This is a genomic window from Rhodococcus sp. 05-339-2 (assembly GCF_002258965.1).
GTDB lineage: Bacteria > Actinomycetota > Actinomycetes > Mycobacteriales > Mycobacteriaceae > Rhodococcoides.
The window spans coordinates 1-25662 of sequence record NZ_NOYW01000008.1 but is presented as its reverse complement, the minus strand read 5'-3'; the positions used below and the strand labels follow the sequence as shown (position 1 = coordinate 25662).

At 66.1% G+C, this 25662-nt stretch carries 27 protein-coding genes; 13 read left to right on the top strand and 14 right to left on the bottom strand.

Annotated elements, in window-relative coordinates; all coding sequences use genetic code 11:
* The first annotated feature begins 3 nt into the window (after positions 1-3).
* From CH273_RS06315 to CH273_RS06295, 5 genes are read left to right on the top strand one after another with little or no spacing between them, the layout of a single operon-like run.
* Positions 4-837, top strand: coding sequence for a metal ABC transporter ATP-binding protein (locus tag CH273_RS06315; RefSeq protein ID WP_032397185.1), 834 nt, complete (start codon positions 4-6; stop codon positions 835-837).
* Positions 834-1712, top strand: coding sequence for a metal ABC transporter permease (locus CH273_RS06310; RefSeq protein ID WP_032397186.1), 879 nt, complete (start codon positions 834-836; stop codon positions 1710-1712). Before CH273_RS06315 ends, CH273_RS06310 begins: the two co-directional genes overlap by 4 nt.
* Position 1713: 1 nt before the next feature.
* Positions 1714-2481, top strand: coding sequence for a LamB/YcsF family protein (locus tag CH273_RS06305; protein WP_032397187.1), 768 nt, complete (start codon positions 1714-1716; stop codon positions 2479-2481).
* Complete coding sequence (gene pxpB / locus CH273_RS06300; protein WP_032397188.1) at positions 2478-3080, top strand: 5-oxoprolinase subunit PxpB; 603 nt, start codon at positions 2478-2480, stop codon at positions 3078-3080. The genes CH273_RS06305 and pxpB overlap by 4 nt, the downstream gene beginning before the upstream one ends.
* On the top strand, positions 3077-3931 hold the full coding sequence (locus tag CH273_RS06295) for a 5-oxoprolinase subunit C family protein (RefSeq protein WP_032397189.1): 855 nt from the start codon (positions 3077-3079) through the stop codon (positions 3929-3931). The genes pxpB and CH273_RS06295 overlap by 4 nt, the downstream gene beginning before the upstream one ends.
* Here the strand turns inward: CH273_RS06295 and CH273_RS06290 are convergent.
* Positions 3921-4757, bottom strand: a complete 837-nt coding sequence (locus CH273_RS06290; RefSeq protein WP_052050008.1) for a shikimate dehydrogenase family protein — start codon at positions 4755-4757, stop codon at positions 3921-3923. The two genes, CH273_RS06295 and CH273_RS06290, sit on opposite strands and share 11 nt — an antisense overlap.
* Positions 4754-6118 (bottom strand): shikimate transporter, encoded by a 1365-nt coding sequence (gene shiA / locus CH273_RS06285; RefSeq protein ID WP_230596973.1) that lies wholly within the window; start codon positions 6116-6118, stop codon positions 4754-4756. Before shiA ends, CH273_RS06290 begins: the two co-directional genes overlap by 4 nt.
* Positions 6119-6262: 144 nt before the next feature.
* Between shiA and CH273_RS06280 the strand changes: the two genes are divergently transcribed.
* Positions 6263-7036: an IclR family transcriptional regulator domain-containing protein gene (locus tag CH273_RS06280; RefSeq protein ID WP_052050010.1), complete on the top strand. Its 774-nt coding sequence runs from the start codon at positions 6263-6265 to the stop codon at positions 7034-7036.
* A gap of 2 nt (positions 7037-7038) precedes the next feature.
* Here the strand turns inward: CH273_RS06280 and rlmB are convergent, their stop codons facing one another.
* The 5 genes from rlmB to CH273_RS06255 are packed head-to-tail and all read right to left on the bottom strand — an operon-like array spanning position 7039 to position 11091.
* Positions 7039-8022 (bottom strand): 23S rRNA (guanosine(2251)-2'-O)-methyltransferase RlmB, encoded by a 984-nt coding sequence (rlmB, locus tag CH273_RS06275; protein ID WP_032397190.1) that lies wholly within the window; start codon positions 8020-8022, stop codon positions 7039-7041.
* Entirely contained in the window at positions 8022-9437 is a 1416-nt protein-coding gene (gene cysS / locus CH273_RS06270; protein WP_032397416.1) for a cysteine--tRNA ligase, read from the bottom strand. The genes rlmB and cysS overlap by 1 nt, the downstream gene beginning before the upstream one ends.
* Positions 9438-9460: 23 nt before the next feature.
* A complete protein-coding gene (gene ispF / locus CH273_RS06265) occupies positions 9461-9925 on the bottom strand; it encodes a 2-C-methyl-D-erythritol 2,4-cyclodiphosphate synthase (RefSeq protein WP_032397191.1) in 465 nt (154 codons plus the stop codon).
* A gap of 10 nt (positions 9926-9935) precedes the next feature.
* Positions 9936-10601: a 2-C-methyl-D-erythritol 4-phosphate cytidylyltransferase gene (gene ispD, locus CH273_RS06260; protein WP_032397192.1), complete on the bottom strand. Its 666-nt coding sequence runs from the start codon at positions 10599-10601 to the stop codon at positions 9936-9938.
* A 1-nt stretch (position 10602) separates the two neighbouring features.
* Complete coding sequence (locus CH273_RS06255) at positions 10603-11091, bottom strand: CarD family transcriptional regulator (RefSeq protein WP_027494344.1); 489 nt, start codon at positions 11089-11091, stop codon at positions 10603-10605.
* Between the two features lie 288 nt (positions 11092-11379).
* Here CH273_RS06255 and CH273_RS06250 point away from each other — a divergent pair, with 288 nt between their 5' ends.
* The 3 genes from CH273_RS06250 to disA all read left to right on the top strand — a co-directional run bounded on the left by CH273_RS06250 (position 11380) and on the right by disA (position 14640).
* A complete protein-coding gene (locus tag CH273_RS06250) occupies positions 11380-11988 on the top strand; it encodes a copper chaperone PCu(A)C (RefSeq protein ID WP_032397193.1) in 609 nt (202 codons plus the stop codon).
* A 43-nt stretch (positions 11989-12031) separates the two neighbouring features.
* The gene (gene radA / locus CH273_RS06245) at positions 12032-13429 is read left to right on the top strand and encodes a DNA repair protein RadA (protein WP_032397194.1); all 1398 of its coding nucleotides are present in this window, start codon (positions 12032-12034) and stop codon (positions 13427-13429) included.
* Between the two features lie 125 nt (positions 13430-13554).
* On the top strand, positions 13555-14640 hold the full coding sequence (gene disA, locus CH273_RS06240; RefSeq protein ID WP_032397195.1) for a DNA integrity scanning diadenylate cyclase DisA: 1086 nt from the start codon (positions 13555-13557) through the stop codon (positions 14638-14640).
* On the opposite strand, the gene CH273_RS06235 is transcribed toward disA, so the two are convergent.
* From CH273_RS06235 to CH273_RS06225, 3 genes are all read right to left on the bottom strand, one after another.
* The gene (locus CH273_RS06235; protein ID WP_032397196.1) at positions 14637-15512 is read right to left on the bottom strand and encodes an SCO6745 family protein; all 876 of its coding nucleotides are present in this window, start codon (positions 15510-15512) and stop codon (positions 14637-14639) included. The genes disA and CH273_RS06235 overlap by 4 nt on opposite strands.
* A 15-nt stretch (positions 15513-15527) precedes the next feature.
* Entirely contained in the window at positions 15528-16283 is a 756-nt protein-coding gene (locus CH273_RS06230; RefSeq protein ID WP_032397197.1) for a hypothetical protein, read from the bottom strand.
* A 90-nt stretch (positions 16284-16373) separates the two neighbouring features.
* Positions 16374-17000 (bottom strand): carbonic anhydrase, encoded by a 627-nt coding sequence (locus tag CH273_RS06225; RefSeq protein ID WP_032397417.1) that lies wholly within the window; start codon positions 16998-17000, stop codon positions 16374-16376.
* A gap of 90 nt (positions 17001-17090) precedes the next feature.
* On the opposite strand from CH273_RS06225, the gene CH273_RS06220 reads away from it, so the two are divergent.
* Positions 17091-17975 (top strand): HhH-GPD family protein, encoded by an 885-nt coding sequence (locus tag CH273_RS06220; protein WP_032397198.1) that lies wholly within the window; start codon positions 17091-17093, stop codon positions 17973-17975.
* On the opposite strand, the gene CH273_RS06215 is transcribed toward CH273_RS06220, so the two are convergent.
* Together CH273_RS06215 and CH273_RS06210 are read right to left on the bottom strand one after the other, a co-directional pair.
* Positions 17972-18781 (bottom strand): alpha/beta fold hydrolase, encoded by an 810-nt coding sequence (locus CH273_RS06215; protein WP_032397418.1) that lies wholly within the window; start codon positions 18779-18781, stop codon positions 17972-17974. The genes CH273_RS06220 and CH273_RS06215 overlap by 4 nt on opposite strands.
* Positions 18782-18786: 5 nt before the next feature.
* The gene (locus CH273_RS06210) at positions 18787-19524 is read right to left on the bottom strand and encodes an alpha/beta fold hydrolase (RefSeq protein ID WP_032397199.1); all 738 of its coding nucleotides are present in this window, start codon (positions 19522-19524) and stop codon (positions 18787-18789) included.
* Between the two features lie 36 nt (positions 19525-19560).
* On the opposite strand from CH273_RS06210, the gene CH273_RS06205 reads away from it, so the two are divergent.
* Positions 19561-19872 (top strand): antibiotic biosynthesis monooxygenase family protein, encoded by a 312-nt coding sequence (locus CH273_RS06205; RefSeq protein ID WP_032397200.1) that lies wholly within the window; start codon positions 19561-19563, stop codon positions 19870-19872.
* Between the two features lie 17 nt (positions 19873-19889).
* Here the strand turns inward: CH273_RS06205 and CH273_RS06200 are convergent, their stop codons facing one another.
* A complete protein-coding gene (locus CH273_RS06200; RefSeq protein WP_052050013.1) occupies positions 19890-22202 on the bottom strand; it encodes a putative bifunctional diguanylate cyclase/phosphodiesterase in 2313 nt (770 codons plus the stop codon).
* A 175-nt stretch (positions 22203-22377) separates the two neighbouring features.
* Positions 22378-22815, bottom strand: coding sequence for an OsmC family protein (locus CH273_RS06195; protein WP_032397201.1), 438 nt, complete (start codon positions 22813-22815; stop codon positions 22378-22380).
* Between the two features lie 62 nt (positions 22816-22877).
* Between CH273_RS06195 and CH273_RS06190 the strand changes: the two genes are divergently transcribed.
* Together CH273_RS06190 and CH273_RS06185 are read left to right on the top strand one after the other, a co-directional pair.
* Positions 22878-24143, top strand: coding sequence for a lipase family protein (locus CH273_RS06190; RefSeq protein WP_230596974.1), 1266 nt, complete (start codon positions 22878-22880; stop codon positions 24141-24143).
* A 76-nt stretch (positions 24144-24219) separates the two neighbouring features.
* Positions 24220-25545, top strand: coding sequence for a serine hydrolase domain-containing protein (locus CH273_RS06185; RefSeq protein ID WP_052050014.1), 1326 nt, complete (start codon positions 24220-24222; stop codon positions 25543-25545).
* Positions 25546-25662 lie beyond the last annotated feature (117 nt).

The window sequence follows — 25662 nt, the reverse complement described above, 5'->3', positions numbered from 1 at the left end:
TACATGCCTGCTGTAGAACTGCGCGATGCCGGACTGGCGTTCGGCGAGCGCACGCTGTGGCAGAACCTGGACCTGACGGTCGAGAAGGGCGAGTTCGTCGCCGTTCTCGGCCCCAACGGATCGGGCAAGACTTCTCTGCTGAAAGTGCTGCTCGGTCAGAATCACCTCACATCCGGCACGGCCGCGATCGACGGCAATCCCGTCCGTCGCGGCCAGTCGGGCGTCGGCTACGTGCCCCAGCAACGAAACATCGACGACGATCTCCCCCTGCGCGGACGCGATCTCGTCGGGCTCGGCTGGGACGGTCATCGGTGGGGAATGGGCCTGCGCGGCATGCGGCAGCGCAAGGAGACGGTGCAGCGCGCGATCGATCAGGTCGACGCCAACTCCTTCGCCGGAGCGCCGGTCGGCTCGATGTCCGGCGGTGAACAGCAGCGGCTGCGTATCGCCCAGGCACTCGTCGGCGATCCGTCGGTCCTGCTGTGCGACGAACCCCTGCTCAGCCTCGACCTCGCCAACCAATCTCTGGTCTCGAGCCTCATCGATCGTCGACGACGGGAGCACGACACCGCAGTGCTGTTCGTGACCCACGAGATCAACCCGATCCTGCCGCTCGTCGATCGCATCGTCTACATCGTCGACGGCCGGTTCCGTATCGGAACGCCGGAGGAAGTCATGACCACCGAGGTGCTCTCCGAGCTCTACGGCACCGAAGTCGAGGTACTGAAAGTTCGCGGCCGGCTCATCGTCGTCGGCACCGGCGACTCGATCGACGCGCTCGGCTCGGCAGGAGCCCACCATCCACCCGTGCCGCACGACAGAGAAGACAAGGCATGAACGAGAAGGTTCTCGACGCATTCTCGAAGATGCTCGACTTCGACACCACCGCAAATCTGCTGACCTACGACTTCGTCCAGCAGGCACTGCTCGCCGCCGCGATCCTCGGATTGCTCGCAGGCGCACTCGGTCCGCTGATCGTCAGCCGCCAATGGGCGTTCGCGGTGCACGGATCGAGTGAGCTCTCGCTCACCGGTGCCTCCGCGGCACTGCTCGTGGGCATCACCGTCGGCCTCGGAGCCATCGTCGGGTCCGTGGTCGCGGCGGTCATGTTCGCCCTGCTCGGCAGCAAGGCCCGCGACCGCGACTCGGTCATCGGCGTGATCATGTCCTTCGGTCTCGGCCTGTCGGTGCTGTTCATCTGGCTCTACCCGGGCCGAACCGGCACCAGCTTCTCGCTGCTCATCGGCCAGATCGTCGGCGTCGGACAGAGCGGTATTCAGCTCCTGCTGGTGTGCGCGGTCCTGGTGTTGATCGTCCTCACCGTGGTCTACCGTCCGCTGCTGTTCGCCAGCACCGACCCCGAGGTGGCGCTGGCCCGCGGCGTCCCCGTCCGCGCACTCTCGGTGGTGTTCGCCGTGCTCGTCGGTGTCGCCTGTGCGCTCGGTGTGCAGATCGTCGGCGCGCTGCTGGTGCTCTCGCTGCTCATCACCCCGGCCGCTGCCGCCGCCCGGGTGACGGCAAGCCCGCTGAAGGCGACGCTGCTGTCGATCGTCTTCGCCGAGATCGCCGCCGTCGGCGGCATCCTGCTCTCCCTTGCTCCCGGCCTGCCGGTCTCGACGTTCGTCACCACCATCTCCTTCGTGATCTACCTCGTGTGCCGCGCGATCGGCGGAACCCGCAAGGCCAATTCCGGACGACTGGTCGCCGCCTAGGATGTCGAGGGTGTCCATCGACCTCAACGCCGATCTCGGCGAGAGCTACGGTGCGTGGACTCTCGGCGACGACGACGCGATGCTCGCCCTGGTCTCGAGCGCCAACGTTGCGTGCGGCTTCCATGCCGGCGATCCCACCACTCTGCTGCGGACGTGCCGCTCGGCCGCAACAGCGGCGGTACGAATCGGAGCGCAGGTGGGCTACCACGACCTCGCCGGGTTCGGCAGGCGCTTTCTCGACGTCTCCCCCGCCGACCTGAACGCCGACGTGATCTATCAGATCGGCGCACTCGACGGCCTCGCTCGAGCCTCCGGTTCGGCCGTCGCCTACGTCAAACCGCACGGTGCGCTGTACAACGCGATCGTGCACCACCGCGAGCAGGCCAAGGCCGTGGTCGACGCCGTTCTCGCCTACGACCCCACGCTGCCGGTGCTCGGCCTGCCTGGTTCGGTGTTCCTCGAGGAAGCCGAACGAGCCGGACTGCGCACTGTCGCAGAGGCTTTCGCCGACCGCGCGTACACTCCGCAGGGGGCGCTCGTCTCGCGCTCGGAACCCGGTGCCGTGCTGTCCGATCCCGACGCCGTCGCCCAGCGCGTGTTGACCATGATCACTGACGGCACCGCCGTTGCCGTGGACGGCTCGACCATCGACGTCCGGGCGGAGTCGATCTGTCTGCACGGCGACTCCCCCGGCGCGGTCGCTATGGCCGCAGCCGTATCGAACCTGTTGCGCGCCAACAGTATCGACATCTCCGCATTCGTCCGATGAGGATTCACCCGGCCGGTGAGGACGCACTGCTGGTCGAATTCGACGGGCTGGACGAGACGATGGCGTACTACCGCTCTCTGACGGCCGACCCACCCGCGGCGGTCGTGGATCTGGTACCAGCCGCACGCACGGTCCTGGTGATGTTCGACGGGCCGAAGCAGCCGGTTCTGGACTGGATCGCGGCCACCGAACCCGCAGTCACGACCACAGACGACCGGTCCGACACCGTGACGATCTCGGTGGTCTACGACGGCAAGGACCTCGACGAGGTTGCCCGACTGACCGGCCTGTCCACCGCAGACGTCGTTGCCGCCCATGTCGATCAGACGTGGACCGTCGCGTTCGGCGGTTTCGCACCCGGCTTCGGCTACCTCGTCGGCACCGACGCACGACTGCATGTTCCGCGGCGCACGTCGCCGCGCACCAGCGTTCCGGCCGGTTCCGTGGGCCTGGCGGGTGAGTTCTCGGGCATCTATCCGCGCTCCTCCCCCGGCGGGTGGCAACTGATCGGACGCACCGACGCTCGGTTGTGGGATCTCGACCGCGATCCACCCGCGCTGCTGCGGCCCGGCACCATCGTCCGATTCGAGCAGGCATGAGAGCCCTGACCGTTCTGCAGACGGGACCACTGTGCACCGTCCAGGATCGCGGACGCCCCGGATTCGCGTCGATCGGCGTCGGCCGCTCAGGTGCCGCAGACCGACTCTCGCACGATGCCGCGAACCGATTGGTGGGCAACGACTCCGACGCCGCCACACTGGAAGCGACCTTCGGTGGCCTGATACTATGCGCCGAGTTCGACGCTCTCGTGGCCGTCACCGGGGCGCACGTGATTTGCCGCGTGGACGGCACAGAGCAGGGACTGTTCTCGACCATCACCCTCAGAGCCGGACAGACACTGGAATTGTCCACGCCCACATGGGGTCTGCGCAGCTACGTGGCCGTACGGGGTGGGATCGACGTTCCGGCAGTCCTGGGCAGTCGGTCGACGGACACGATGTCCGGCATCGGCCCGGCCCCTCTCTCTCCCGGCGATGTTCTGAACGTCGGTAACGGCAGCGCCGAATGGCCTGCTGCAGATTTCGTGCCGCCGCCCACGCTCCACGAGACATTGCACGTGAGGTTCGGACCGCGTGACGGCTGGTTCACCGAGCACGCCTCGAAGACGCTGGTGCAGCAGCCGTGGACGGTCACACCGGACACCGATCGCGTCGGGATCAGACTCGACGGATCCGAGCCCCTGGCCCGCGCAATCGACGGTGAGTTGTCCAGTGAGGGAATGGTTCTCGGGTCTCTGCAGGTTCCCCCGTCAGGGAAGCCCGTGCTGTTTCTCGCCGACCATCCCGTCACAGGCGGATATCCGGTGATCGCCGTCGTCACCGCAGCCGACGTGTCCGTGGCCGCGCAGTTGACCCCCGGCACTCGGGTGCGCTTCCGCGCTATCGGTTGATTCCGGCAGCGGCGGGACAGATTTCACGAATGCTGCGTCGCAACGCATCGGACATCCGGTCGGGCAGTCCGAGCGGACGAACCATGGCATCGGCCTGGTGGAACAGGTGCGTCCATCCGTCGATCAGCTCGATGTCGCGATCGGCGGCGTAGGCCTCGGCGGCGTTGCGCATGTCGGCGTAGACGAAGTCGTACACCGTTGCCGTCGGTGCCAGTTCACCTGCGCCCCAGGCGAGCTGATCCTCCGAGCCGTCTCGTCCGATGGGCGTCGCATTGATCACCAGGTCGTAGGAGCCCAGATCCACTGCTCGATCCGACCAGTCGACGACCGCGACGGAACCGTCGTACCCGTCGAGTTCGGCGACGAGAGCCGCCGCTGCACGACGGTCGACATCCGAGACCACCAGCCTGTCGATGCGGGCGTGCAAGGCGAATGCCGCAGCATGCGCGGCACCACCGGCTCCGAGCAGAAGTACCGATCCGAAGGTACGTCCCGCGGTCGCGGCTCGGACCGCCGCGATGTCGGTGTTCATGGCGAACAGCGCACCCGAACGCAGGAACAGCAGATTCGCCACCCCCGAGACCGTCACATCCGGATCGGCCTCGTCGGCAACCGTTGCGGCCCAGTGCTTCCAAGGCATCGTCACGTTCGCAGCATCGGTGCGGCCGCCCCGGAGAGCCTTCTCGACGTCGGGTAGGCCGGCGGCGTCGACGACCTCCCAGGCGTCGTAACTGGATGAGACCTCGGCGATCTCGAACGCACGCGTCCACAGCGCGGGTGACATCGCGGTGGACGCGTGCGAACCGACCAGGGTCAGCGAGCTCATACCGACTTCGAGACACGCTCTGCAACAACACCTTCTGCTGCAGGAGCCTGTACGGAGACGGACGTGACGTCGGAGGAACCCATGTTCTTCATCAGCGCTGCGACCACGGCCGAGATGATGCATCCCAGGGCCAGGTACGCCGCGACGTAGTGCCAGGAACCGTCGTTCCAGCTCACCAGAGCGGCCGCGATGAACGGGGTGAAGCCACCGGCGATCGCGCTGGCGACCTGATAGCCCACACCGGCACCGCTGTAGCGCAGTTCCGGGCCGAACATCTCGGTGAACAGCGGCTGTTGCACCGAGACCACCATGTCGTGCGAGACGTTGACCAGGATGACGGCGAGGATCACGATGGCGACCACCGAGGCCGCTTGCAGGGAGAGGAAGAACGGCACGGCAGCCAGTGCGCCCACGACGGCACCGGTGACGAAGATCGGCTTGCGGCCGAAGCGGTCGGCGACCGCCGCGTAGGCCGGGATGCTCAGGATGCCGATGGCACCGACCAGCAGCGCGACGTTGAGCATGAACTGGCGCTCGTAGCCCAGTTCGTTGACGGTGTAGCTGAGCGCGAAGGTGGTGACGATGTACATGGTGAACAGCTCGGCCATGCGCAGCGCGATGATCTTGAGGAACGAACCGGGGTGCTCGGTGATCGCCTGGATGACCGGCAGCTTCTTCTTCTCACCGCTCTCCTCGACTGCCTGCTCGAACACGGGCGATTCCTCGACACCGGATCGGATCCACAGGCCGAACAGTACGAGCACCGCGCTGGCCAGGAACGGTACGCGCCAGCCCCAGCTGGTGAATGCGTCGTCGCTGAGCAGGTTGCTCATGATGGTGACCGCGCCGGTGGCGAGGATGAGGCCGACGGAGTAGCCGACCTGGACGCCACTGCTGTAGAACGCCTTCTTCTTCGCCGGCGCACTCTCGACGGCCATCAGCGATGCTCCGCCCCATTCACCGCCGACGGCGAAGCCCTGGATCGCGCGCAGCAGCACCAGCAGCAGCGGTGCGAACCAGCCGATCGACTCGAAGTTGGGAACCAGACCGATCAGGGCCGTTGCGACGCCCATCAGCAACATGGTCCAGATCAGCATCCGCTTGCGTCCGAGGCGGTCACCGAAGTGGCCGAAGAAGATTCCGCCGAGGGGCCGGAAGAGGAAGCCGACACCGAAGGTCGCGAACGCGGCCATCACACCCACTGCGGGCGAGACGCTCGGAAAGAACTGGGAGTTGAACACCAGCGCGGCGATGATGCCGTACAGCAGGAAGTCGTACCACTCGACCACGGCACCGACGAAGCTGCCGATGGCAGCTTTCCGTGCTCTGGATCCGTCCGCGACTGCGACGTCAACGTTCACTTGTCGGCCCTTCGATTTTGTGCGCATCGCGCACAGTTGTTTGTTATTCGCACAACTGTAACCAGAGGCAGCTCTTGTGGTCAAGACCACAAGCACGGAGCGGTGTGATGCAGCGCGATCAGGGCGATGAGGCAGACTCGAACCATGACGGCCGAGATCGCCCCCGACGACCAACGCCCCGCCTGGTTCGTGCAGTCACTCGAACGAGGCCTGAGCGTGCTGCAGTGCTTCGACGACGCACATCCCGCCCGCACTCTGACCGAGGTCGCCGGGGCCGTCGGAGTCACACGAGCTACGGCCCGCCGACTGCTGCTGACGCTGGCCGAACTGGGATTCGTCCGCCAGGACGGCCGTCGGTTCACCCTCACCCCACGAGTGATGAACCTGGGCTTCACGTTCCTGTCCGGAATGGACCTGCCGCGTCTGGCCGAACCCCACATCGAAACGCTCGCACGACAATTGGGCGAAACGACTTCGGTCGCGATCCTCGACGGATTCGACATCGTCTACGTCGCGCGCGTTCCGTCGTCGCGCATGCTGCGGGTCGTCATCACATTGGGCACTCGATTCCCCGCGCACGCAACGTCTTCGGGTCGAGTGCTGCTCGCAGCGCTGCCCGAGAGCGAGCTGGAGCGTTACTTCGCCGACGCGCCCATCGAAGCCCTCACCCCGCGCACGCTCGTCGATCGAGACGCACTACGTGCCGAGATCGACCGAGTGCGCGCAGCCGGGTGGTCCGAGGTGGTCGACGAATTGGATGTCGGAATGCGTGCTGCTGCAGTGCCTTTGCGGAACAGCAACGGCACCGTCGTGGCCGCGCTGAACACGTCACTGCACGCGAGGAATTACACCGATACCGACATGGTCCAGACCGTGATCCCGGCGATGCACGACACCGCCGCCCGCATCAGAACCTAGGTCTACCCGCGGCGTTGCCGAGCGATGTCGGCCAGCACGACGCCTGCGGCGACGGACGCGTTGAGCGATTCCACCGGCCCCGCCATCGGGATCGACAGAATGTGATCGCAGGTCTCGCTGACCAGACGCGACAGGCCCTTGCCCTCGGAACCGACGACGATGACGACCGGCCCCTTACCGTCGAAGGTGTCGAGTTCGGTGTCGCCGCCCGCGTCGAGACCGACGACGGTGACACCCTTGGACTGCCAATCCTTCAGTGTGCGAGTCAGATTCACTGCTCGCGCGATGGGCAGGCGAGCTGCGGCACCGGCACTGGTTCGCCATGCCACTGCCGACACGCTCGCGCTGCGCCGCTGCGGAATCACCACGCCGTGACCGCCGAAAGCGGCCACCGAACGCACGACGGCACCGAGGTTGCGCGGGTCGGTGATGTTGTCGAGAGCCACGAGCAGAGCCGGCTCCTGGTGCGTGCGCGCGTTCGAGATCAGATCGTCGGGGTGCGCGTAGCGGTACGGCGGCACCTGCAGGGCCAGGCCCTGGTGCAATCCGTTGGCGCTGAGCTTGTCCAGATCAGAGCGAGGAACTTCGAGGATGGAGATCCGCGCATCGCCTGCGCGCTGCACGGCTTCCTTGAGGCGATCGTCGCTGTCGGTACCGACGGCAACCCACAGTGCGGTGGCGGGCACGCCTGCCCGCAGGCACTCGACGACCGGGTTGCGGCCCAATACCACCTCGGGACCGTCTTCGGCCTTGCGTCCGGCCGGCCTGCCACCCGCGCGGCCACCGGTGCTGCCGCCACGATTCTGCGCGGACTTCTCGGCGAGCTTGGCCCGACGCGCGGCGGGATGCTTGGTGCGCTCGGAGGCGGGAGGCGTCGCCCCACGACCCTCGAGGCCCTTACGACGCTTGCCGCCGGAACCGGCGACCTGCCCCTTCTTGGTGCCGTCCTTGCGGATCGCGCCGCGCCTACTCGAATTGCCTGCCATCACAAACCTGCTTCGTCGGTCTTGCTCGTACCCAGCGACCATTCGGGCCCGTTGGGTGTATCTGTCACGTCGACTCCGGCCTTCGCCAGTCGTGTCCGTATGTCGTCGGCAGTGGCCCAGTCCTTGGCCGCCTTCGCCGATGCTCGACGCTCCAGCTCGGCCTCGACCAACACGCCGAGAGCGCCGAGGGCGGCCGAGTCGGAACCGCTGTCGCGGCTCCAATGCGGATCGAGCGGATCGACACCGAGGATGTCGAGCATCGCTCGCACGCTGCCCGCGTACTCCGCCGCAGCCGGTAGATCGCCGGACTCGAGTGCGGTGTTGCCGAGTGTGACGGTGGCGTGAATCTCGGCCAACGCCTTGGGAACTCCGAGGTCGTCGTCGAGGGCCTCGGCGAACCCGGCGGTCCACTTGCCCATCGGTACCTCACCGGCACGTTCGACGGCTCGACGGACGAACCCTTCGATTCCCCGGTACGTCACGGCGGCGGTCTCGAGAGCGGTGTCGGAGTACTCGAGCATCGACCGATAGTGCGCACCACCGAGGTAGAACCGAAGCTCTTGCGGCCGAACCCTCTCGAGCACGTTCGGTACCGAGAGAACGTTGCCGAGAGACTTCGACATCTTCTCCCCGCCCATCGTCACCCACCCGTTGTGCAGCCAGTACTGCGAGAAGCCGTCACCGGCCGCCATGGACTGCGCCCGCTCGTTCTCGTGGTGCGGGAACACCAGATCGAGGCCGCCGCAATGGATGTCGAACTCCGAGCCGAGGTAGTTCTCTGCCATCGCCGAGCATTCGAGATGCCAGCCCGGGCGGCCGGGACCCCACGGCGTCGGCCACGACGGCTCGCCGGGCTTCGCGCCCTTCCACAGCGTGAAGTCGCGGGGATCACGCTTGCCCTCGGCGACGCTCTCGCCCTGGTGCACGTCGTCGAGCTTGTGCCCGGACAGTGCGCCGTAGCTCGGGAAGCTCTGCACGTCGAAGTAGACGTCACCGCACGAATCGGCGTAGGCGTGGCCGCGTTCGATCAGGCGCTCGATCATCTGCACCATCTGGGTGATGTGCCCGGTCGCGCGCGGCTCCGCCGACGGCGGCAGCACCCCGAGCCGGTCGTACGCCCACGTGAAGGATCGCTCGTAGGTAGCGGCCCACTCCCACCACGGACGGCCGGCATCGCGTGCCTTGTTGAGGATCTTGTCGTCGATGTCGGTGACGTTGCGTACGAACGCCACGTCGTAATCGTGCGCCAGCAACCAGCGGCGCAGTACGTCGAAGGCGACGCCGCTGCGCACGTGGCCGATATGCGGTTCGCCCTGCACCGTTGCCCCACACAGGTACACCGATACATGGCCAGGGACCAAGGGGGTGAATTCCCGCAGGGCCCTCGTCTCGGTGTCATGCAGGCGAAGGGTCACGACCAGCAATGCTACCGGTGGTTTTACCTCGTCATGACAAGTGCGGTCGCGATGGCCGCGATTCCTTCACCACGACCGGTCAACCCCAGCCCGTCGGTGGTGGTCGCAGACACCGATACCGGCGCACCGAGCACCCGCGAAAGAACTTCCTGAGCCTCGACACGGCGCGGTCCGATCTTGGGCCGATTGCCGATGATCTGCACCGCGGCGTTGCCGATCGCGAAACCGTCCTCGTCGAGCAGCCGCTTGACCTCGGTCAACATGGCGGCTCCACTGACCCCGTCCCATTCCGGACGCCCGGTCCCGAACACCGATCCGAGATCGCCCAGTCCCGCCGCGGACAGCAATGCGTCGCACAGGGCGTGCGAGGCCACGTCGCCGTCGGAATGCCCGTCGAGTCCGTCCGCATCGGTGAACAGCAAACCCGCCAGCCAACAGGGCCGACCGGGAGCGATGGGATGGACGTCGGTTCCGATGCCGACTCTCATAGCGCGCCTCTCACAGCAGGGCCTGTGCCAGTAGTAGGTCGTGTGGAGTGGTGATCTTGAACGCGAGTGCGTCGCCGACGATGGAGTGCACCGTCTCGCCGATGCGCTCGACGAGGCCCGCGTCGTCGGTGGAGATGTCGGATGCGGCGTCGTACGCCCGGCGCAGGACGTCGGCGTCGAATCCCTGCGGAGTCTGCACCGAGCGCAGACTCGCACGGTCCGGGGTACCGACCACCGCGCCCATGATGTCGACTTCCTTGATGGTGTCGACGACCGGGAGGACGGGGATGACGGCGGAGCGTCCGGCCCGCACCTCGGCCACGACGCGGGCGATCAGCGTCGGTGGGGTGAGGGCACGGGCTGCGTCGTGGACGAGTACGACGGCCGCATCGCCGACAGCGGCCAGACCGGCGCGCACCGAATCGGTGCGCTCGAGCCCTCCGGCCACGACGACGACGTCGTCGCCGACATGACGACGGGCCGCGTCGAGCAGCTCGGCCGGCACGATGACGACGATGCGATCGACGGCCCCCGAGGCCCGAAGACCGTCCACGGAGCGTGTCAGGAGAGAATCGGTGCCCAGACAGACGAATGCCTTCGGCTCGTCGTGTCCGAGCCGAAGGCCTTTGCCTGCTGCGGGTACCAGGGCGACCACGTCGCCGGAAGTACCGTTCACTCTAGGAAGCTGTAGCGAGAACTTCGTCGAGCATGGTGTCGGCCTTGGCCTGATCCGTTCCCTCGGCGAGTGCGAGCTCGCCGACCAGGATCTGACGCGCCTTGGCGAGCATCCGCTTCTCGCCTGCCGACAGGCCGCGGTCCTGCTCACGTCGCCAGAGATCACGGACGACCTCGGCAACCTTGTTCACGTCACCGGACGCGAGCTTCTCCAAGTTGGCCTTGTAGCGGCGCGACCAGTTGGTGGGCTCTTCGGTGTGCGGCGCGCGAAGCACCTGGAAGACTTTGTCGAGACCTTCTTGCCCGACGACGTCGCGAACGCCTACGTATTCTGCGTTGTCCGCGGGAACTCGAACGGTGAGGTCGCCTTGCGCGACCTTGAGAACCAGATACTCTCTCGGTTCACCCTTGATGGTGCGTGTCTCTATCGCTTCGATCAGCGCCGCTCCGTGATGGGGGTAAACGACGGTGTCTCCGACCTTGAAAATCATGTGACAAGTGCCCCTTTCGATTTACCCAGAATACCACGGCTCATATCAACGGTGCAGGTCAGGGGCATAGTGGTGCCGAATCAGGGGTTGACACAGACCGATCGACGTGTATCCGGGGCCACATTTTCACGTGCGTCACTGCGTCGTCCTCACACTCGGCAGGCACCCTCACCTGGCGTCATCGGGCCACCGGCAGACCCCACGAGCGGCCGGTGGACGAGAACTACTACTCTCCCTAGTGGACGAGATGGACCGAGCCGGCCCGGCACCACATGGAGGACGACCGAAGTGACTGCAATCGACGCTGCGACACCGCTTGGCCGCCATCGCAGGACGGCCGCTGCCCTCGCTCTTCTCGCCGGTGGCGCGCTCGCCCTCACCGCGTGCGGCGCAGGTCAGATCTCCCAGACGGCCACTCAGGTCGCCGCGGTCAACGGCAACTCCGTCGACGTCGGCGACATCCAGCTGCGCAACGTGCACGTGGTGTACCCCGATTCGCAGGAGTACAGCATCGAGCCCGGCGGCACCGTCGAGCTCGGTTTCACGGCCATCAACTCCAACCCGGGTGTGGCCGACGAGCTGACCGGCATCTCCTCCCCCGAGGCCGAGGTCACCATCGTCGACGAGGCGGAATCGGGCAGCACCGAGATCGCTCCGCTGACCGCGCTCGGCGCAGGTACGCCCGCGGACGTTCAGCTCGACGATCCGCTGCTGCCGATCCAGCTGATCAAGGTCGAGATGGCAGACATCTCCGAGAACGTTCGGCCGGGCCTGACCCTGCCGGTCACGTTCGAGTTCGCCAACGCGGGCGAGGTCGTCGTCAACGTTCCCGTCGATGCCGGCCACGAGCTCGAGCGCGACGAGTCCGCGGTGACCGAGCACAGCGAAGGCGAGTAGCCGCCGCCCCGACCCTGTCGGTGCCCATCGTTAGGCTCGCGGCGTGGTCAAACTGAAGTCGAGCTACCGCTGCTCCGCGTGCCGTCACTCGGTCTCCAAATGGGTCGGTCGCTGCCCCGAGTGCGGTGACTGGGGCTCGATGGACGAAGTCCAGGCCACCGCTGCTCCGCTCGCCACACGCGCAGGCGCATCGGCCCTTCGTTCGGGCGGTGGGGCCATGATTCCCACCACGCCCGCTGCAGCTCTGACGACCATCAGCAGTGCCACCTCGCAGGCCAACACCACCGGAATCGACGAGTTCGATCGTGTTCTGGGTGGCGGCCTCGTCCCCGGTTCGGTCGTGCTCCTCGCCGGCGAGCCCGGAGTCGGCAAGTCGACGCTGTTGCTGGAGGTGGTGCATCGGTGGGCCCGATCGGCACCCGATCGCCGAGCGCTCTACGTCACGGGCGAGGAGTCGGCGGGTCAGGTGAGGTTGCGTGCCGATCGGACCGGCGCGGTACACGAGCGCGTCTTCCTCGCCGCCGAGTCCGACCTCGCCACCGTCTTCGGCCACGTCGAGCAGGTCGAGCCGAGCCTGCTGATCGTCGATTCCGTGCAGACGATGCTCGCCGCGGACGTCGACGGCGTCATCGGCGGTGTCACCCAGGTTCGCGCCATCACGAGCGCGCTGACCACGCTGGCCAAGACGACCGGGGTTGCGGTGCTGCTCGTCGGGCACGTCACGAAGGAGGGCGCGGTGGCAGGTCCGCGCTCGCTCGAGCACCTCGTCGACGTGGTCCTCAACTTCGAGGGCGACAAGCACTCGACTCTGCGGATGATCCGCGGCGTCAAGAATCGGTTCGGCGCATCCGACGAGGTCGGCTGCTTCGAGCTGCGCGAAACCGGGATCGTCGGCATCAGTGATCCGTCCGGGCTGTTCCTGCATCATCGGGGCGACGCCGTGCCCGGCACTGCCGTCACCGTCACGATGGACGGCAAACGGCCGCTGTTGGCCGAGCTGCAAGCACTGATCGTGGACACCGCGATGCCGTCGCCCCGGCGCGCGGTCAGTGGGCTCGATCACGCCCGCGTGGCGATGATCCTGGCCGTGTTGGAACGCCGCTGCGGGGTCAAGGTGTCCAAGGCGGAGGTCTATGCGGCGACGGTCGGCGGCATGCGCACCAGCGAACCGTCCGCCGATCTCGCGCTGGCTGCGGCCGTGGCGTCGGCGGTCCGCGATCAGCCGCTGCCCCCGGGCATGGTGATTCTGGGCGAGGTGGGGCTGGCAGGCGAGGTGCGCCGCGTCGCCGGACTGGGTCGCCGCCTCGCCGAGGCCGCGCGGTTGGGCTTCAACTACGCCATCGTCCCCGAGGACGCAGGCCCCATACCGGACGGCATCAAGGTCAAGACCGTCACCAACGTCGGCGAGGCGTTGACCTACACGCGTATGCGGCCCGTATGACACCGGGCAGTATTCTTTGTCGGGCTGCCTGCACGTAGTTGCGCAGTACTCTTTATCCGCAGACATGCATCGCCCGCACGGGCAGCAACCACGCCGCACGCCGAGACGACACGAGGGGGTTGGCCATGGAGGGCACCACGCCGTCCCCAGCGTTGCGCGAGACCATCGCCCGGCTCGCACCGGGAACCGCCCTGCGCGACGGTCTCGAGCGAATTCTGCGCGGCCGCACCGGCGGCCTGATCGTCCTCGGATACGACGACGAGGTCGAGGCCATCTGCGACGGCGGATTCGAGCTCGATGTCGAGTTCGCGCCGACCAGACTTCGCGAGCTGTCGAAAATGGATGGCGCAGTAGTACTTTCGACCGACGGCAAACGAATCGTCCGGGCCAATGTGCAGCTCGTACCGGACCACAAGATCCCCACTGTCGAATCCGGCACCCGGCACCGCGCCGCCGAGCGAACCGCCATGCAAACCGGCTATCCCGTCGTCTCGGTGAGCCAGTCGATGAGCATCGTCAGCGTCTACATCGGCGGCGTCAGGCACGTCGTGGAGGGCTCGGCCACCATCCTCTCGCGCGCCAATCAGGCCGTCGCGACCCTCGAGCGCTACAAGGCCAGGCTCGACGACAACACCCGTCAACTCTCGGTCGTCGAGATCGAGGACTTCGTGACCCTGCGCGATGCCCTGACCGTCGCGCAGCGTCTCGAGATGGTGCGGCGAGTGTCGGTGGAGATCGAACAGAACGTCCTGGAACTCGGCACCGACGGCAGGCAACTCGCGCTCCAGCTCGAAGAGTTGTTGGGCGACAACGACGTCGATCGCCAACTGATCGTCCGTGACTACCTGGCCGGGAACGAACCGTCGAGCACCACCGGAGTCGAGAAGGCACTCGCCGCACTGGACAAGCTGACCGACGTCGATCTGCTGGATCTGACGACGCTGGCCCGAGCCTTCGGATATCCCGCGACCATCGAGGCCCTCGACACCCCGATGAGCCCCCGCGGGTACCGGGTGCTCACCCGAGTTCCGCGGTTGCAGTTCAGCCAGATTCACCGACTCGTCGGCGCGTTCGGCACCCTGCAGGGGCTACTCGCGGCCACCTCGGCCGACCTGCAGTCCGTGGACGGCATCGGTGGACTGTGGGCCCGTCACATCCGCGAAGGCCTCTCCAGATTGGCCGAGGCCTCGATCTCGGGACCGTACGACTAGGACGCCTTCTTCTTCGTCCCCGGCAGGAAGCCTGCATCGATCACGGCCTTCACGTACGGTCGTGCGCTCGTGATCAACTCCTCGGCATCGGGGACGTCTCTCCACACGGCCGACGCCATGATGTCGGTGCGATCCTCGATGTGCTGATCGAGCGCGACGCCGTCATCGGTCAACGTCTCGCCCTCGGCGGAGACGGTGAGCAGTCCACGGGCAGCGAGTCGTTCTGCGGCAGAACCCCATTCGCTCTCGGACCATTCCCGGGTGAGCTGCGTGATGCGCTTGCCGAGCGCCCGACGGCCGGGCTGCGGGTTCGGCCGGTCGGCCTCGTGGAAGACGGCCGCTTCCGTTGGGTCGAGTTCTGCGTCGATCAGCGCGGCGAGGTGGCCGTCACCGCGCCATTCGCGCAGGACGGTGATCGAGTGCCAGAGGGCCAGATGCGGTACCTCCGGTCGAGCGGCGGAGTGCCACGCCGCGGCGAGCGGTCGGCCCGCGAACGAGGCGGTGTCGCCGATATCGCCCAGACGCCCCGCCAACTCGGTGAGCGCAGGGTCGTCCGCCAGGGAGCCGAGAGCCGTGCCGAGAACGGAGTCGAGCAGGGCCCACCGACGATCGGACACCGTCTCCAGTCCGACGGCCACGGCGGCAGGCCACGCACGCTCGATCAGTACCGGATTGAAGTTGTAGAACGCAGCAGCGACGACACTCGGCGCGCACGGACCCATCGGAGCAGCCCGAGCTCCGACGTACCAGGCGTGCCCGTCGAGGCCGGTGTCCTCGTACGCCGATCCCAGTTCGGGATTGAAGTACGCGGTGACGTGGAAGGGTTCGAGCGTCTTGTAGGCCGCTCGGGCGAGTGCTGTCGAGGTGGTCATGAGAGTCGACCGTACTCAGCCGGTGATGTTGAACGGCTCCGGCGCGCTCTTGAGCTCGCCGAGCTGGGCGATCGCCTGGTAGGCACCTACGCCGACCGGGATGCGCTCTTCGCCGCAGCCGGGAACCGAGTTGGTACCCGACCACTTGACGGTGAAGCCGGCCTGTTCGCCGGGCTTGAAGGTGCGCAGATCCGAAGCAGCGTTGGGGAAGCAGTCGATGTTGGACCAGATGCGCTGATTGTCGAGGGTGTAGACGAGCGCCTGCTGCAACCCGGCACCGACGTCGCGCTGACATTCGGTGGAGCCGATGTTGGTGATGACCACGGTGAACACGGGCTCTTCGCCCAGCCTGTAGGTGGCCTGCTCCGGCGTCACCTTGATCGCGAGCGACTGATCCGAGCACTGATTGGCGATCACCGGAGCCGGCGCGCCGCTGGTGGTTGCAGCTGCGCCACCACCGGCAGCGGAGTCGGTAGCTCCACCCGAGCCGCCGGAACCGCCGGAACCACCTGATCCACCCGAACCGCCACCGGAGCCACCTGCACCGGCGGAATCGGCATCGGAGGCAGAGGAGCTGGGTGACGGCAGAGCCGAGGACGTCGCCGGAGCCGCAACGACACCTGCAGGAGCGGCCTCGGTGTCGTCGGAACCGCCACTGAGCGAGGCGATGAACCACACGATCAATCCGAGGACGACAACGGCCGCACCGATGGCGAGCGCACGGCGTCGCCAGTAGATTTCGGGAGGCAAAGGCCCGGTCGGTTCCAACACGAATCAACCGTATGCGGCCGAGGCCACGCTATCCCTGAGCCCACGCGGCGTGTCGCGTCAGCGAACTCACCGAGATGGGATCGGAGTGGTTCAGGCTGGTATTTCGCCGATGTCGCCGATGACCTCACGCAACTGCGCATGACCCTTCGACAGTTGGTAGGTGAGCCCGACGATCGCGAGCTCTCCGGCTTCGACCTTCTCGGCGACGATTCGGGAACGCTGCATCAGCAGATTTCCGGTTTCCTCGACGTGGCGGGCCTCGAACTCGTCGACGGCATGGTAGCCGTCGCGGCGGGCCGAGAGCACCGACGGGGTGACGCGTTCGACGACGTCGCGGATGTAGCCACCGGGTACGTCGCCACTCTCGAGGGCGTCGACGGTCGCCTTGACTGCACCGCAATGATCGTGGCCGAGCACCACGATCAGCGGCGCCTTCAGCACCGCGACGCCGTACTCGATCGAGCCCAGAACCGCAGAGTCGACGACATGGCCTGCCGTGCGCACCACGAACATGTCACCGAGGCCCTGATCGAAGATGATCTCTGCAGCAACACGCGAATCCGCGCAGCCGAAGAGGATGGCACCGGGATGCTGAGCGCTCTCGAGGCGGGCGCGATCCTCGATACCCTGCGACGGGTGCAGGACCTCTCCGGAGACAAACCGTTGGTTGCCTTCCTTGAGTGACTTCCAGGCAGCGATCGGATTCGAAGCAGGCATGGGTTTCATTGTGCACGTGGATCGAGTTACCGGCGAGTCGGGTTGACTACTGTTGGGACCGATCACGGACACGACGAGAAGGGCGACCACTTGCCGATCGATGCCGACGCACTGCTCGGGTGGTTCGACACCGACGGACGCGACCTGCCGTGGCGACGGCCCGGCGTCAGCGCGTGGCAGATCCTGATGAGCGAGATCATGCTGCAGCAGACGCCGGTGGTGCGGGTCGCGCCCATCTGGGAGCAGTGGGTGCAGCGTTGGCCGGTGCCGTCGGCGATGGCCGCGTCCTCGCAGGCCGAAGTGCTCCGCGCGTGGGGCAAGTTGGGCTATCCGCGTCGAGCACTGCGGTTGCACGAGTGCTCCCGGGTGCTCGCCGAAGAGTACGGCGACGAGGTGCCAACCGACGTCGAGACTCTGTTGGGTCTGCCGGGCATCGGCGCATACACCGCAAGGGCGGTCGCGACTTTCGCCTACGGTCAGCGAGTTCCTGTGGTGGACACCAATGTTCGACGCGTCGTCGCGCGTGCGATGCACGGCAACGCCGAGCCCGGAAATCCCTCGACCTCGCGGGATCTGGCCGATGTGGAACAGCTGCTCCCCGAGAGCGTCCCGCGCGCCGCGCGCTACTCGGCGGCGTTGATGGAACTGGGCGCACTGATCTGTACCGCCAAGAATCCGGCCTGCCTGCTGTGCCCACTGCCGGAGTGCGCCTGGATCGAGGCAGGCAGGCCCGCGCACACCGGCCCGGCCAAGAAGGTCCAGAAGTTCGCGGGGACGGATCGTCAGGTGCGCGGCAAGCTCATGTCGGTGCTGCGCGAGAGCACCGGACCGGTCGAGCGCGCTCAGCTGGACATCGTCTGGACCACCGACCCGACCCAACGCGACCGAGCTCTCGATTCACTGCTCACCGACGGCTTGATCGAACAAACCGAATCGGGATTGTTCGCCCTCGCGGGCGAGGGCTCGGACGGCTAGGACGCCAGGAACTCCACCAGCGCAGCATTGACCGCATCGGGGCGTTCGAGGTATCCGAAGTGACCGGTGTCGGCGATTTCGACGTACCGCGCACCGGGTATCGCGGAGGCGACGTCGCGGCACTGCTGCACCGGAATCATGCGATCATCGGCGAATCCGATCACCAGAGATTTCGCCCTGATCGCCCGGTACGCCGCCAATCGGTCCGTCCCTGAACGCATTTCGAGTCCGATCTGCGCACGCATACCCGCAGTCTTTCTGCCACCGGAGTATTCGAGGATCGCCAGCCAATCACCGATCGCCGAGTCGTCGGCGAGGGTCTTCGGCGAAAAGTTCTGCATCGCAGTCATCGCCGCCCGATACGACGCGGGGAGTTCGACCCCGGCGTCGTGAAGATCCTTCTCACCCTTCGACATCTGCGCACGAAAAGTGGTGGTCTTGCCGAAGGTGGCCATCATCACTGCATGCGACACCAGATCCGGCCGGGCCAAGGCCAGTTCCTGCGTCACGCGCGCTCCCATCGAGGTGCCCACGACGCGTGCAGGCCCGCCACCGAGGTGTTCGATGAGGGCAGCGGTGTCGGCGACCAGATCGTCGAGCGTCATTCCGCTCGCGCACTCGGAAGACGGTGCGATACCCCGATTGTCGAAGGTCACCACCCGGTACCCCTGCTTCACCAGCACCGGAACCTGATGGGTTCGCCACACGCGTCCCGGGCTACCGGTACCCATCACCAACACCACCAGCGGACCGTCGCCGGTGACGTCGTAGTTGAGGTCGATTCCGTTGAGCTTCGCGAGCGGCATTCGGATCATCCTAGTGCGCGCAGGAACTCCTGCACCGCCGTGCGATACCCCTCGGGTGCCTCGTCGTGAATCAGGTGCGCCGCCTTCTCGATCCGCACGTACGCCGATCCGGGCTTGCCCGAGTGCATTCGCTGCATCTGACCGGCCGGGGTGATGGTGTGTTCACCTTCGATCAGCAACACCGGAGCGTCGACGGCATCCCACTCGTCCCAGAAGTGTCGAGTCCCCCACTCCTGCGAGATCGCTTCGAAGACGTCCACCTCACCGTGCAGGTGCCAGCCATCGTCACTTCGCACGAAGGAATCCAGAAAGTATTGTCCCGCAACATCTCCGAAGAATGCCAGCACCGCATCGGCGTCGGGAAAGGGTTGCGGCCACGCCCGCATCATCGCTGCCCAATCATCGGCGGTCCGTCCCCTGAAATCCGGAGAGATGTCCTCGACCACCATGGCGGAAACCAGGTCGGGGCGCTCGGCGGCGGCACACCAACCGTGCAGTGCGCCCATCGAATGGCCGATCAGCACACTGGGACCCAACGCCTCGAGATGCTCGAGCAGGTCGGCCACGAAGAACTCGGTCGTGAGCTCGGTCGGCGCAGGACGACGATGCCCCGGCGCATCGTAGGAGTGCACATGCCCGAATTCTCGAAGCCACGGAACCTGCCGCCGCCAGGTGGAGGCGCTGCCCATCAGCCCGTGCAGCAGCAGAATCGATCGGCCGGATCCACCCTCGTCGTAGAGCATCACCACCGAGCATATCGGCGGAGTAATCTCGCGGGCATGGCCATTGTGAAGATCAATGCGATCGACGTACCCGAGGGCGCTGGCCCCGAACTCGAGAAGCGCTTCGCCGCGCGCGCCGGGTCGGTCGACGGCTCCCCGGGTTTCCTCGGGTTCCAACTGCTGCGGCCGGTCAAGGGCGAGTCGCGCTACTTCGTCGTCACCCAATGGGAGGACGAGGAGTCGTTCCAGGCATGGTCGGCGGGACCGTCGCGGGAGGCTCACGCAGGAGCCAGTTCTGCGAAGCCGGTCTCGTCCGGAGCATCCCTGCTCGAATTCGAGGTCGTACTGGACGTGCCTGCCGTGTCCTGAAGAGCGCACGCGTCCGCTCAGATGCGTTCGCGGGCGAGCTCCCATTCGAGTCTCGTCGGCATTTGCGAATCCAGTTTCGCCACAGCTTCGGCCAGGAACTCGGCCGGCATCGGCCTGCCGAGGAAGTAGCCCTGAGCACCGTCGCAGCCCAATTCTCGAAGCGCGTCCAACGTGCCCGCGTCCTCGACTCCCTCGGCCATCACCCGCACCCCGAGACTTCGAGCCAAGTCGATGGTCGAGCGCACGATCGATGCGTCGGTCTCTTCGGTGTTCATCTTCGACACGAACGAGCGGTCGATCTTGAGAGTCTGCACCGGCAGAGTCTGCAGATAGGCCAACGAGCTGTAGCCGGTGCCGTAGTCGTCGATCGCGATGGTGACGCCGAGGCCACGAAGGGACGTCAACGCGTTCACCGAGCGCACCGGATCGGTCATCGCCGTTGTCTCGGTGACCTCGAACTCCAGGGCATGCGCGGGAACCGAATGTTTCGCCAACGCGGCCGCGACCTGTTCGGTGAGCGTCTCGTCCAGTAGGTTTCTCACCGAAAGATTCACCGAGACAGACAGATTGACTCCACGTCGACGCAGCTCGCTGCACTGAGCCAAGGCCTCGTCGAGCACGAGGGCGGTGATGGCGGGCAACATACCGGTGCGCTCGGCGTCGGGCAGGAACATCGACGGTCCGATCAGACCCTCACGTGGGTGCTGCCACCGCAGTAACGCCTCGACGCGATCGACACTGCCGGATTCCAGATCCAGGCAAGGCTGAAAGAACACTCGAAGCTGGTGGTCACCGATGGCCTTGTCGAGTTCGCCCAGCAACCGCATGTGATCGTGTCGGTCGCGATCCATGTCGGGTTCGTAGCGACCGATACGAGTGTGGCCCGCCTTCGCGGCAGTCAGGGCCACGTGCGCCCGCTGCAGCATCGATTCGCCGTCTATCGACACGGTCGCCGGACCCGAACCCGAACCCGAGGCCGCCGGGCAGACTTCTATGGCTGCGATTCCGACCGTCGCGTCGAGTGCCACGTTGATGTCGTGCACGAACATCGTTCTACTGACTGCGAACTGGAGTTGCTCGGCGGTGTCCGATACGTCGATCTGGCCGGGACGCCTGCGCATGGCGACGACGAACTGATCCCCACCGAGCCGTCCGACGAGGTCGTCGGATCGCACCGATGCGACCAGGCGATGACCGATCTCGCGCAGGACACTGTCTCCCACGCTGTACCCGAAGGTCTCGTTGATCTGCGCGAAGCGGTCGATGTCCACCACGAGCGTGAATACGTCCGACTCGCCGCGTCCGGCGAGCATCGTGTCCAACCGCTCTCGGAGCAGGCGGCGACTGGCCAGCCCGGTCACCGCATCCGTCCGAGCCACGTCCTCGAGCACTGCGGCCTGCCGCCGCAGCGTCTCGAGGAAGTACGCGATACGGCACCCGACGAGCGCGATGATCATCGCCGACGACAGCACGATCACCCACCCCCACTGCTGGACCGGAACCCCCCGGGCCAACTGAACAGCCATCGCGAGGGGTGTCACGGCGACCGCGACCGCGAGTCCGAGAAATCTCACACGCCCGAATCTGAAGGGGCTGGACCGGTCGACCCGCGACACCGCCCGCTCCGGAATGTGCAGGGCGATCACTCCGAAACACACGTACGCGGCCAACCACAGCGTGTTCAGGAGGGTCGAACGGTAGAGCTCGGACGAGTCGACCGTGGCATAGGACGCGAAATCGGCAGACACCAGGAACACGACTCCGGCCGCTGCCGCCAGGAACGGCACCGTTGTCGAGCGGGTCAGCAGGTACAGACTTCCGACGAGCGTGAGCAGAAACGCGTCGATGGTGAGGTAGACCGTGGCAGGCCACAATTCCATCGCCGACGGAAACGACAACGCCGAATCGCCGGGGATGACGAACACCCAAGTGGCGAGTCCGATACCGACTGCAACCACCAGACACTCGAGCAGTTCTTCCCACCCGAACACGAGCCCGTTCTCGTCGGCGGCTCGTGCGAAGCCGACGGCGATCACCAGATAGCCGAACAGGTAGAAGATGTCGGACGAGGAGAACGTCGATACTCGTCCACCGCTGACCTGCACCATCGCGATCAGCACGTCGCCGATACCCCAGGAGCCGACGCCGACGGCCATGTACTTCCACGTCCGCTTGTCCGGCCCGGGTTCCCGAAAGTAGCGGTAGACGAACGCGACGATTGTGGCCAGAAGCACGATTGCGTATATCGCACCCTGGGGTATCCCCGGTGGGGCTATTGCGTACGCCGCTACGGCGAGTACACCGAGGCCCAGGAAGCGCGTCCACAACATGGTGGGGCTGATCCTTCCTAGGCCGGTCGGTGCATACCCCGAACGTACGCATCAGCCGATCGAACCCGACGTTTGAACACGATTCGTAACCGAATCACCCTGCAGATGGGTCGAGTAACGAACTATTTCAAACCTGACGATTGTTCGCCAGTCTCACATCGGGCGATTTGTCCGTTCAGCTTTCGAGAGCCGCGTCCAATGTGATCTCGACACCGGTGAGAGCCTTGCTGACGGGGCAGGTTTCCTTTGCCGCCTGAGCCGCCTTCGCGAAGCCGTCTGCGTCGAGACCCTCGACCTCGCCCCGCACGGTGAGTTTGATGCCGGTCAGCTTGAAACCCGGTTCATCGGGACCCAGCGAGACATCGGCGGTGACCTCGAGGCTCTGTGGGGTGCCGCCCGCCTCGGCGATCAACGCCGACAACTGCATCGCATAGCAACTCGAGTGAGCCGCGGCGATCAATTCCTCGGGACTGGTGGTGCCGTCGGCGTTCTCGGCGGCGCGCTTGGGAAACGACACATCGAAAGTCGCCGCGCCGGAACTGGACAGCTCGACCTGACCGGAACCTTGTTCCAGCGTTCCGTTCCAAGCTGTGCGTGAAGTACGAGTTGGCATCGAACCGAATCCTTTCGTAGTCGACCCTCTGTGGGCCTGTTTCTCAGGCTAACGTCAGCGGGGTGACCGGGCTACCGAGTGCGAAGATGTCGACACGACGGGTGCGACAATCGAGAAACTGCCCGCGCGCAGCGACGATCGTGGCAACCGCGATCCTGTCGATCGCGATCGCCGGATTCTCGACGCCGACGGCCGGCGCGAGCCCTCTGACGGAGTTCTACGACGCGCCGGTTGCGGCGGTCGACACCGCGACGCTCGGCGAGGTGGTCCGAAGCCTGCCCGTCAACTCGCCCAAAGGGTTCGGTCTCGGATTCGACATCGAGCGGATTCTCTATCGGTCCACCGACACACACGATCAGCCCATGGTCGTATCCGGCTACACCATGACCCCCACCGCTCCGTGGGTCGGCCCCGGACCCCGGCCGGTGATCGCGTACGCGCCCGGCACCTCCGGTATGGCGGACCGCTGCGCCGGATCGGCTGTTCTCGGGACAGTCGGTTCGTCCCCGGCCATCCTGCCGCTGCTGTTGGCCGGATATCGCGTCGTCGCGACCGACTACCAGGGCCTGGGCACCCCCGGCGGGCACACGTACCTGAACCGAATCGCCTCGGGCCGTGCGCTGCTGGACGCCGCCAGAACAGCGGACGTCGAGCCGACCACCCCGGTGGTGCTGTTCGGCTACTCCGAAGGCGGGTTCGCGTCCGCATCCGGTGCCGAACTCGCCGCCACCTACGCTCCCGAGCTGAACGTCCGGGGAGCGTACGTCGGTGCGCCACCGGCGGATCCGACCCTCAACATCGACACGCTCGACAACACCCGCCTCGGTAGTGCCGCGCTCTTCACGGTCGACGGGATGATCAACGCCTACCCGGAACGAGCGGCAGGCATCCGCGACCTCTTCGACTCCGACGGGATCGCCGCGCTCGACGCCGCACAGAACTGGTGCACCACCGACCCCGCGGCCACCGCAACCGTACGAACGACCGAGCTCACCCGCGACGGCCGACCACTGACCGAGCAACTGAGCAACCCGGTGCTGGCCGAGATCACCGAGACGAACACCGTCGGGCGCATCGCCCCTGCCATGCCGGTGTATCTCTCGCACGCAGTCGAGGACGACACCGTGCCCGTCGAGCAGAGCCGCACCCTGCTCGGGCGCTGGCGCGATCTGGGCGCAGACGTCACCTACCGCGAATACGATCTGCCGGCCATCCCGGTGGAGGGCGCGAACCACCTACCCGGATCCCTGGCGGCCTACGACGACGTGATGCCCTGGATCGCAGGCCTCGTCCGCGCAGGAGTGGAGCTTGCAGGAACGACCCGATAGGCGGAAGCTGATCTCAGGTGTGAAATCAGGGTGTTCACCGAGGCGTCGACCGCGATGAAGTTGATTCACTCCCATCATGCGCATCGTCCACGCCCTGCTGACCGTCGTAGCAGTCCTGACCGCAGGCTCCCCCACCCCACCGGACCCCGGCGTGGCGTCGGACATCCGAGCCGTCGCAGACGAACTCGGACTGCCGGGAGTCGCGTTCCGCGTCGTCTCCGAGCACGAGGTCTTGGAGAACGTCGAGTACGGGGTGGACGGAGACGGTGCGCCGATCGACGAGACGACTCCGTTCGTGTGGGGTTCGGTATCGAAGTCGGTGACGGCGGCCACGGTGTACTCACTCGCCGAACACCGAGCCCTGACGCTGGATGGATCCGTGAATTCGATTCTGCCGGAGAGTGATTCGATCCTTCCGGACAACGTCACGATCGACGACCTGATCCACCACACGAGCGGCCTCCCGCACGATGTGACCGAACTGGACGTGTGGGGGCGCACGGAGCGAGCGCTCGACATCCTCCCCGCCCTGGACGTCAGGGCCGCCGAACGCGGCACCTTCCGTTACTCGAGCCTGAACTACCTACTGCTGCAAGCGATCGTCGAGAAGGCCACCGCCGAACCTTTCGCCGACGTCGTCGCCCGTGAGACCGGGGTGCACACCGCCGACACCGTCGCACCCGGCCACGTACCGTTCTTCACCTTCCCCCGAAGAATCGATACCGGAATCGACTCCGCAGGAATGGGTTACGGCTACCTGAGCGGTTCCATCGACGAACTCTCACGCTACGCATCCAGGCAACTGACCGCTCCGGCGTCGAACAGTCCGGATACGGTGCCGACAGGTTCGGGGGCGGCGTACGGATACGGGTGGTACGTCGAAACGCTGCCCGACGGTACCGAGATGCGGTGGCATTCCGGTGCGGTCCCCGGCTACTTCACTCACGTCGCACTCGTTCCGGAACGACACCTGGCAGTGGTGTTCGCGACCAACAGATACGGCGAGCTCGAGGCCGATGCTCTGGCCTCGGCTGCCCGCTCCCTCGTGCTCACGCGACTCGGCATGGACGACCCTCGTACCGCCGGCTTCGGTCTGTACGAAGTTGCACTGATCGCGTCGACCACCCTCGCGGTGCTGTTGGCGATCTGCGCGACGAGAGCGCTCCTCGGATTCCGAACCGCTCCCGGACGATGGGCACCCGCGCATGCACTGGCCGCCCTCGGCGCAGCTGGACTGCTGTACTTTTCGCTGCCCACACTCGCCGATGCGCCGATCTCGACACTGGCCCGCTGGGCTCCAGACATCGCGCTGCTGTTCTGGATCCTGCTCGCCGAACTTGTTGTCATTGCCGTTGCCCTCGGCGCTCGGGTCCTGCGTCAATGGACCACTGCACACGTCTGAGCGCTGCAATGTGCCATTCACCCGCGGAGCTGATCTGCGTGAATGGACCACTACATACGTCTGAGGGGTGCAATGGTCCATTGACGCGAACGGGGTGGTGGGCGGGCTGTGCGGGTG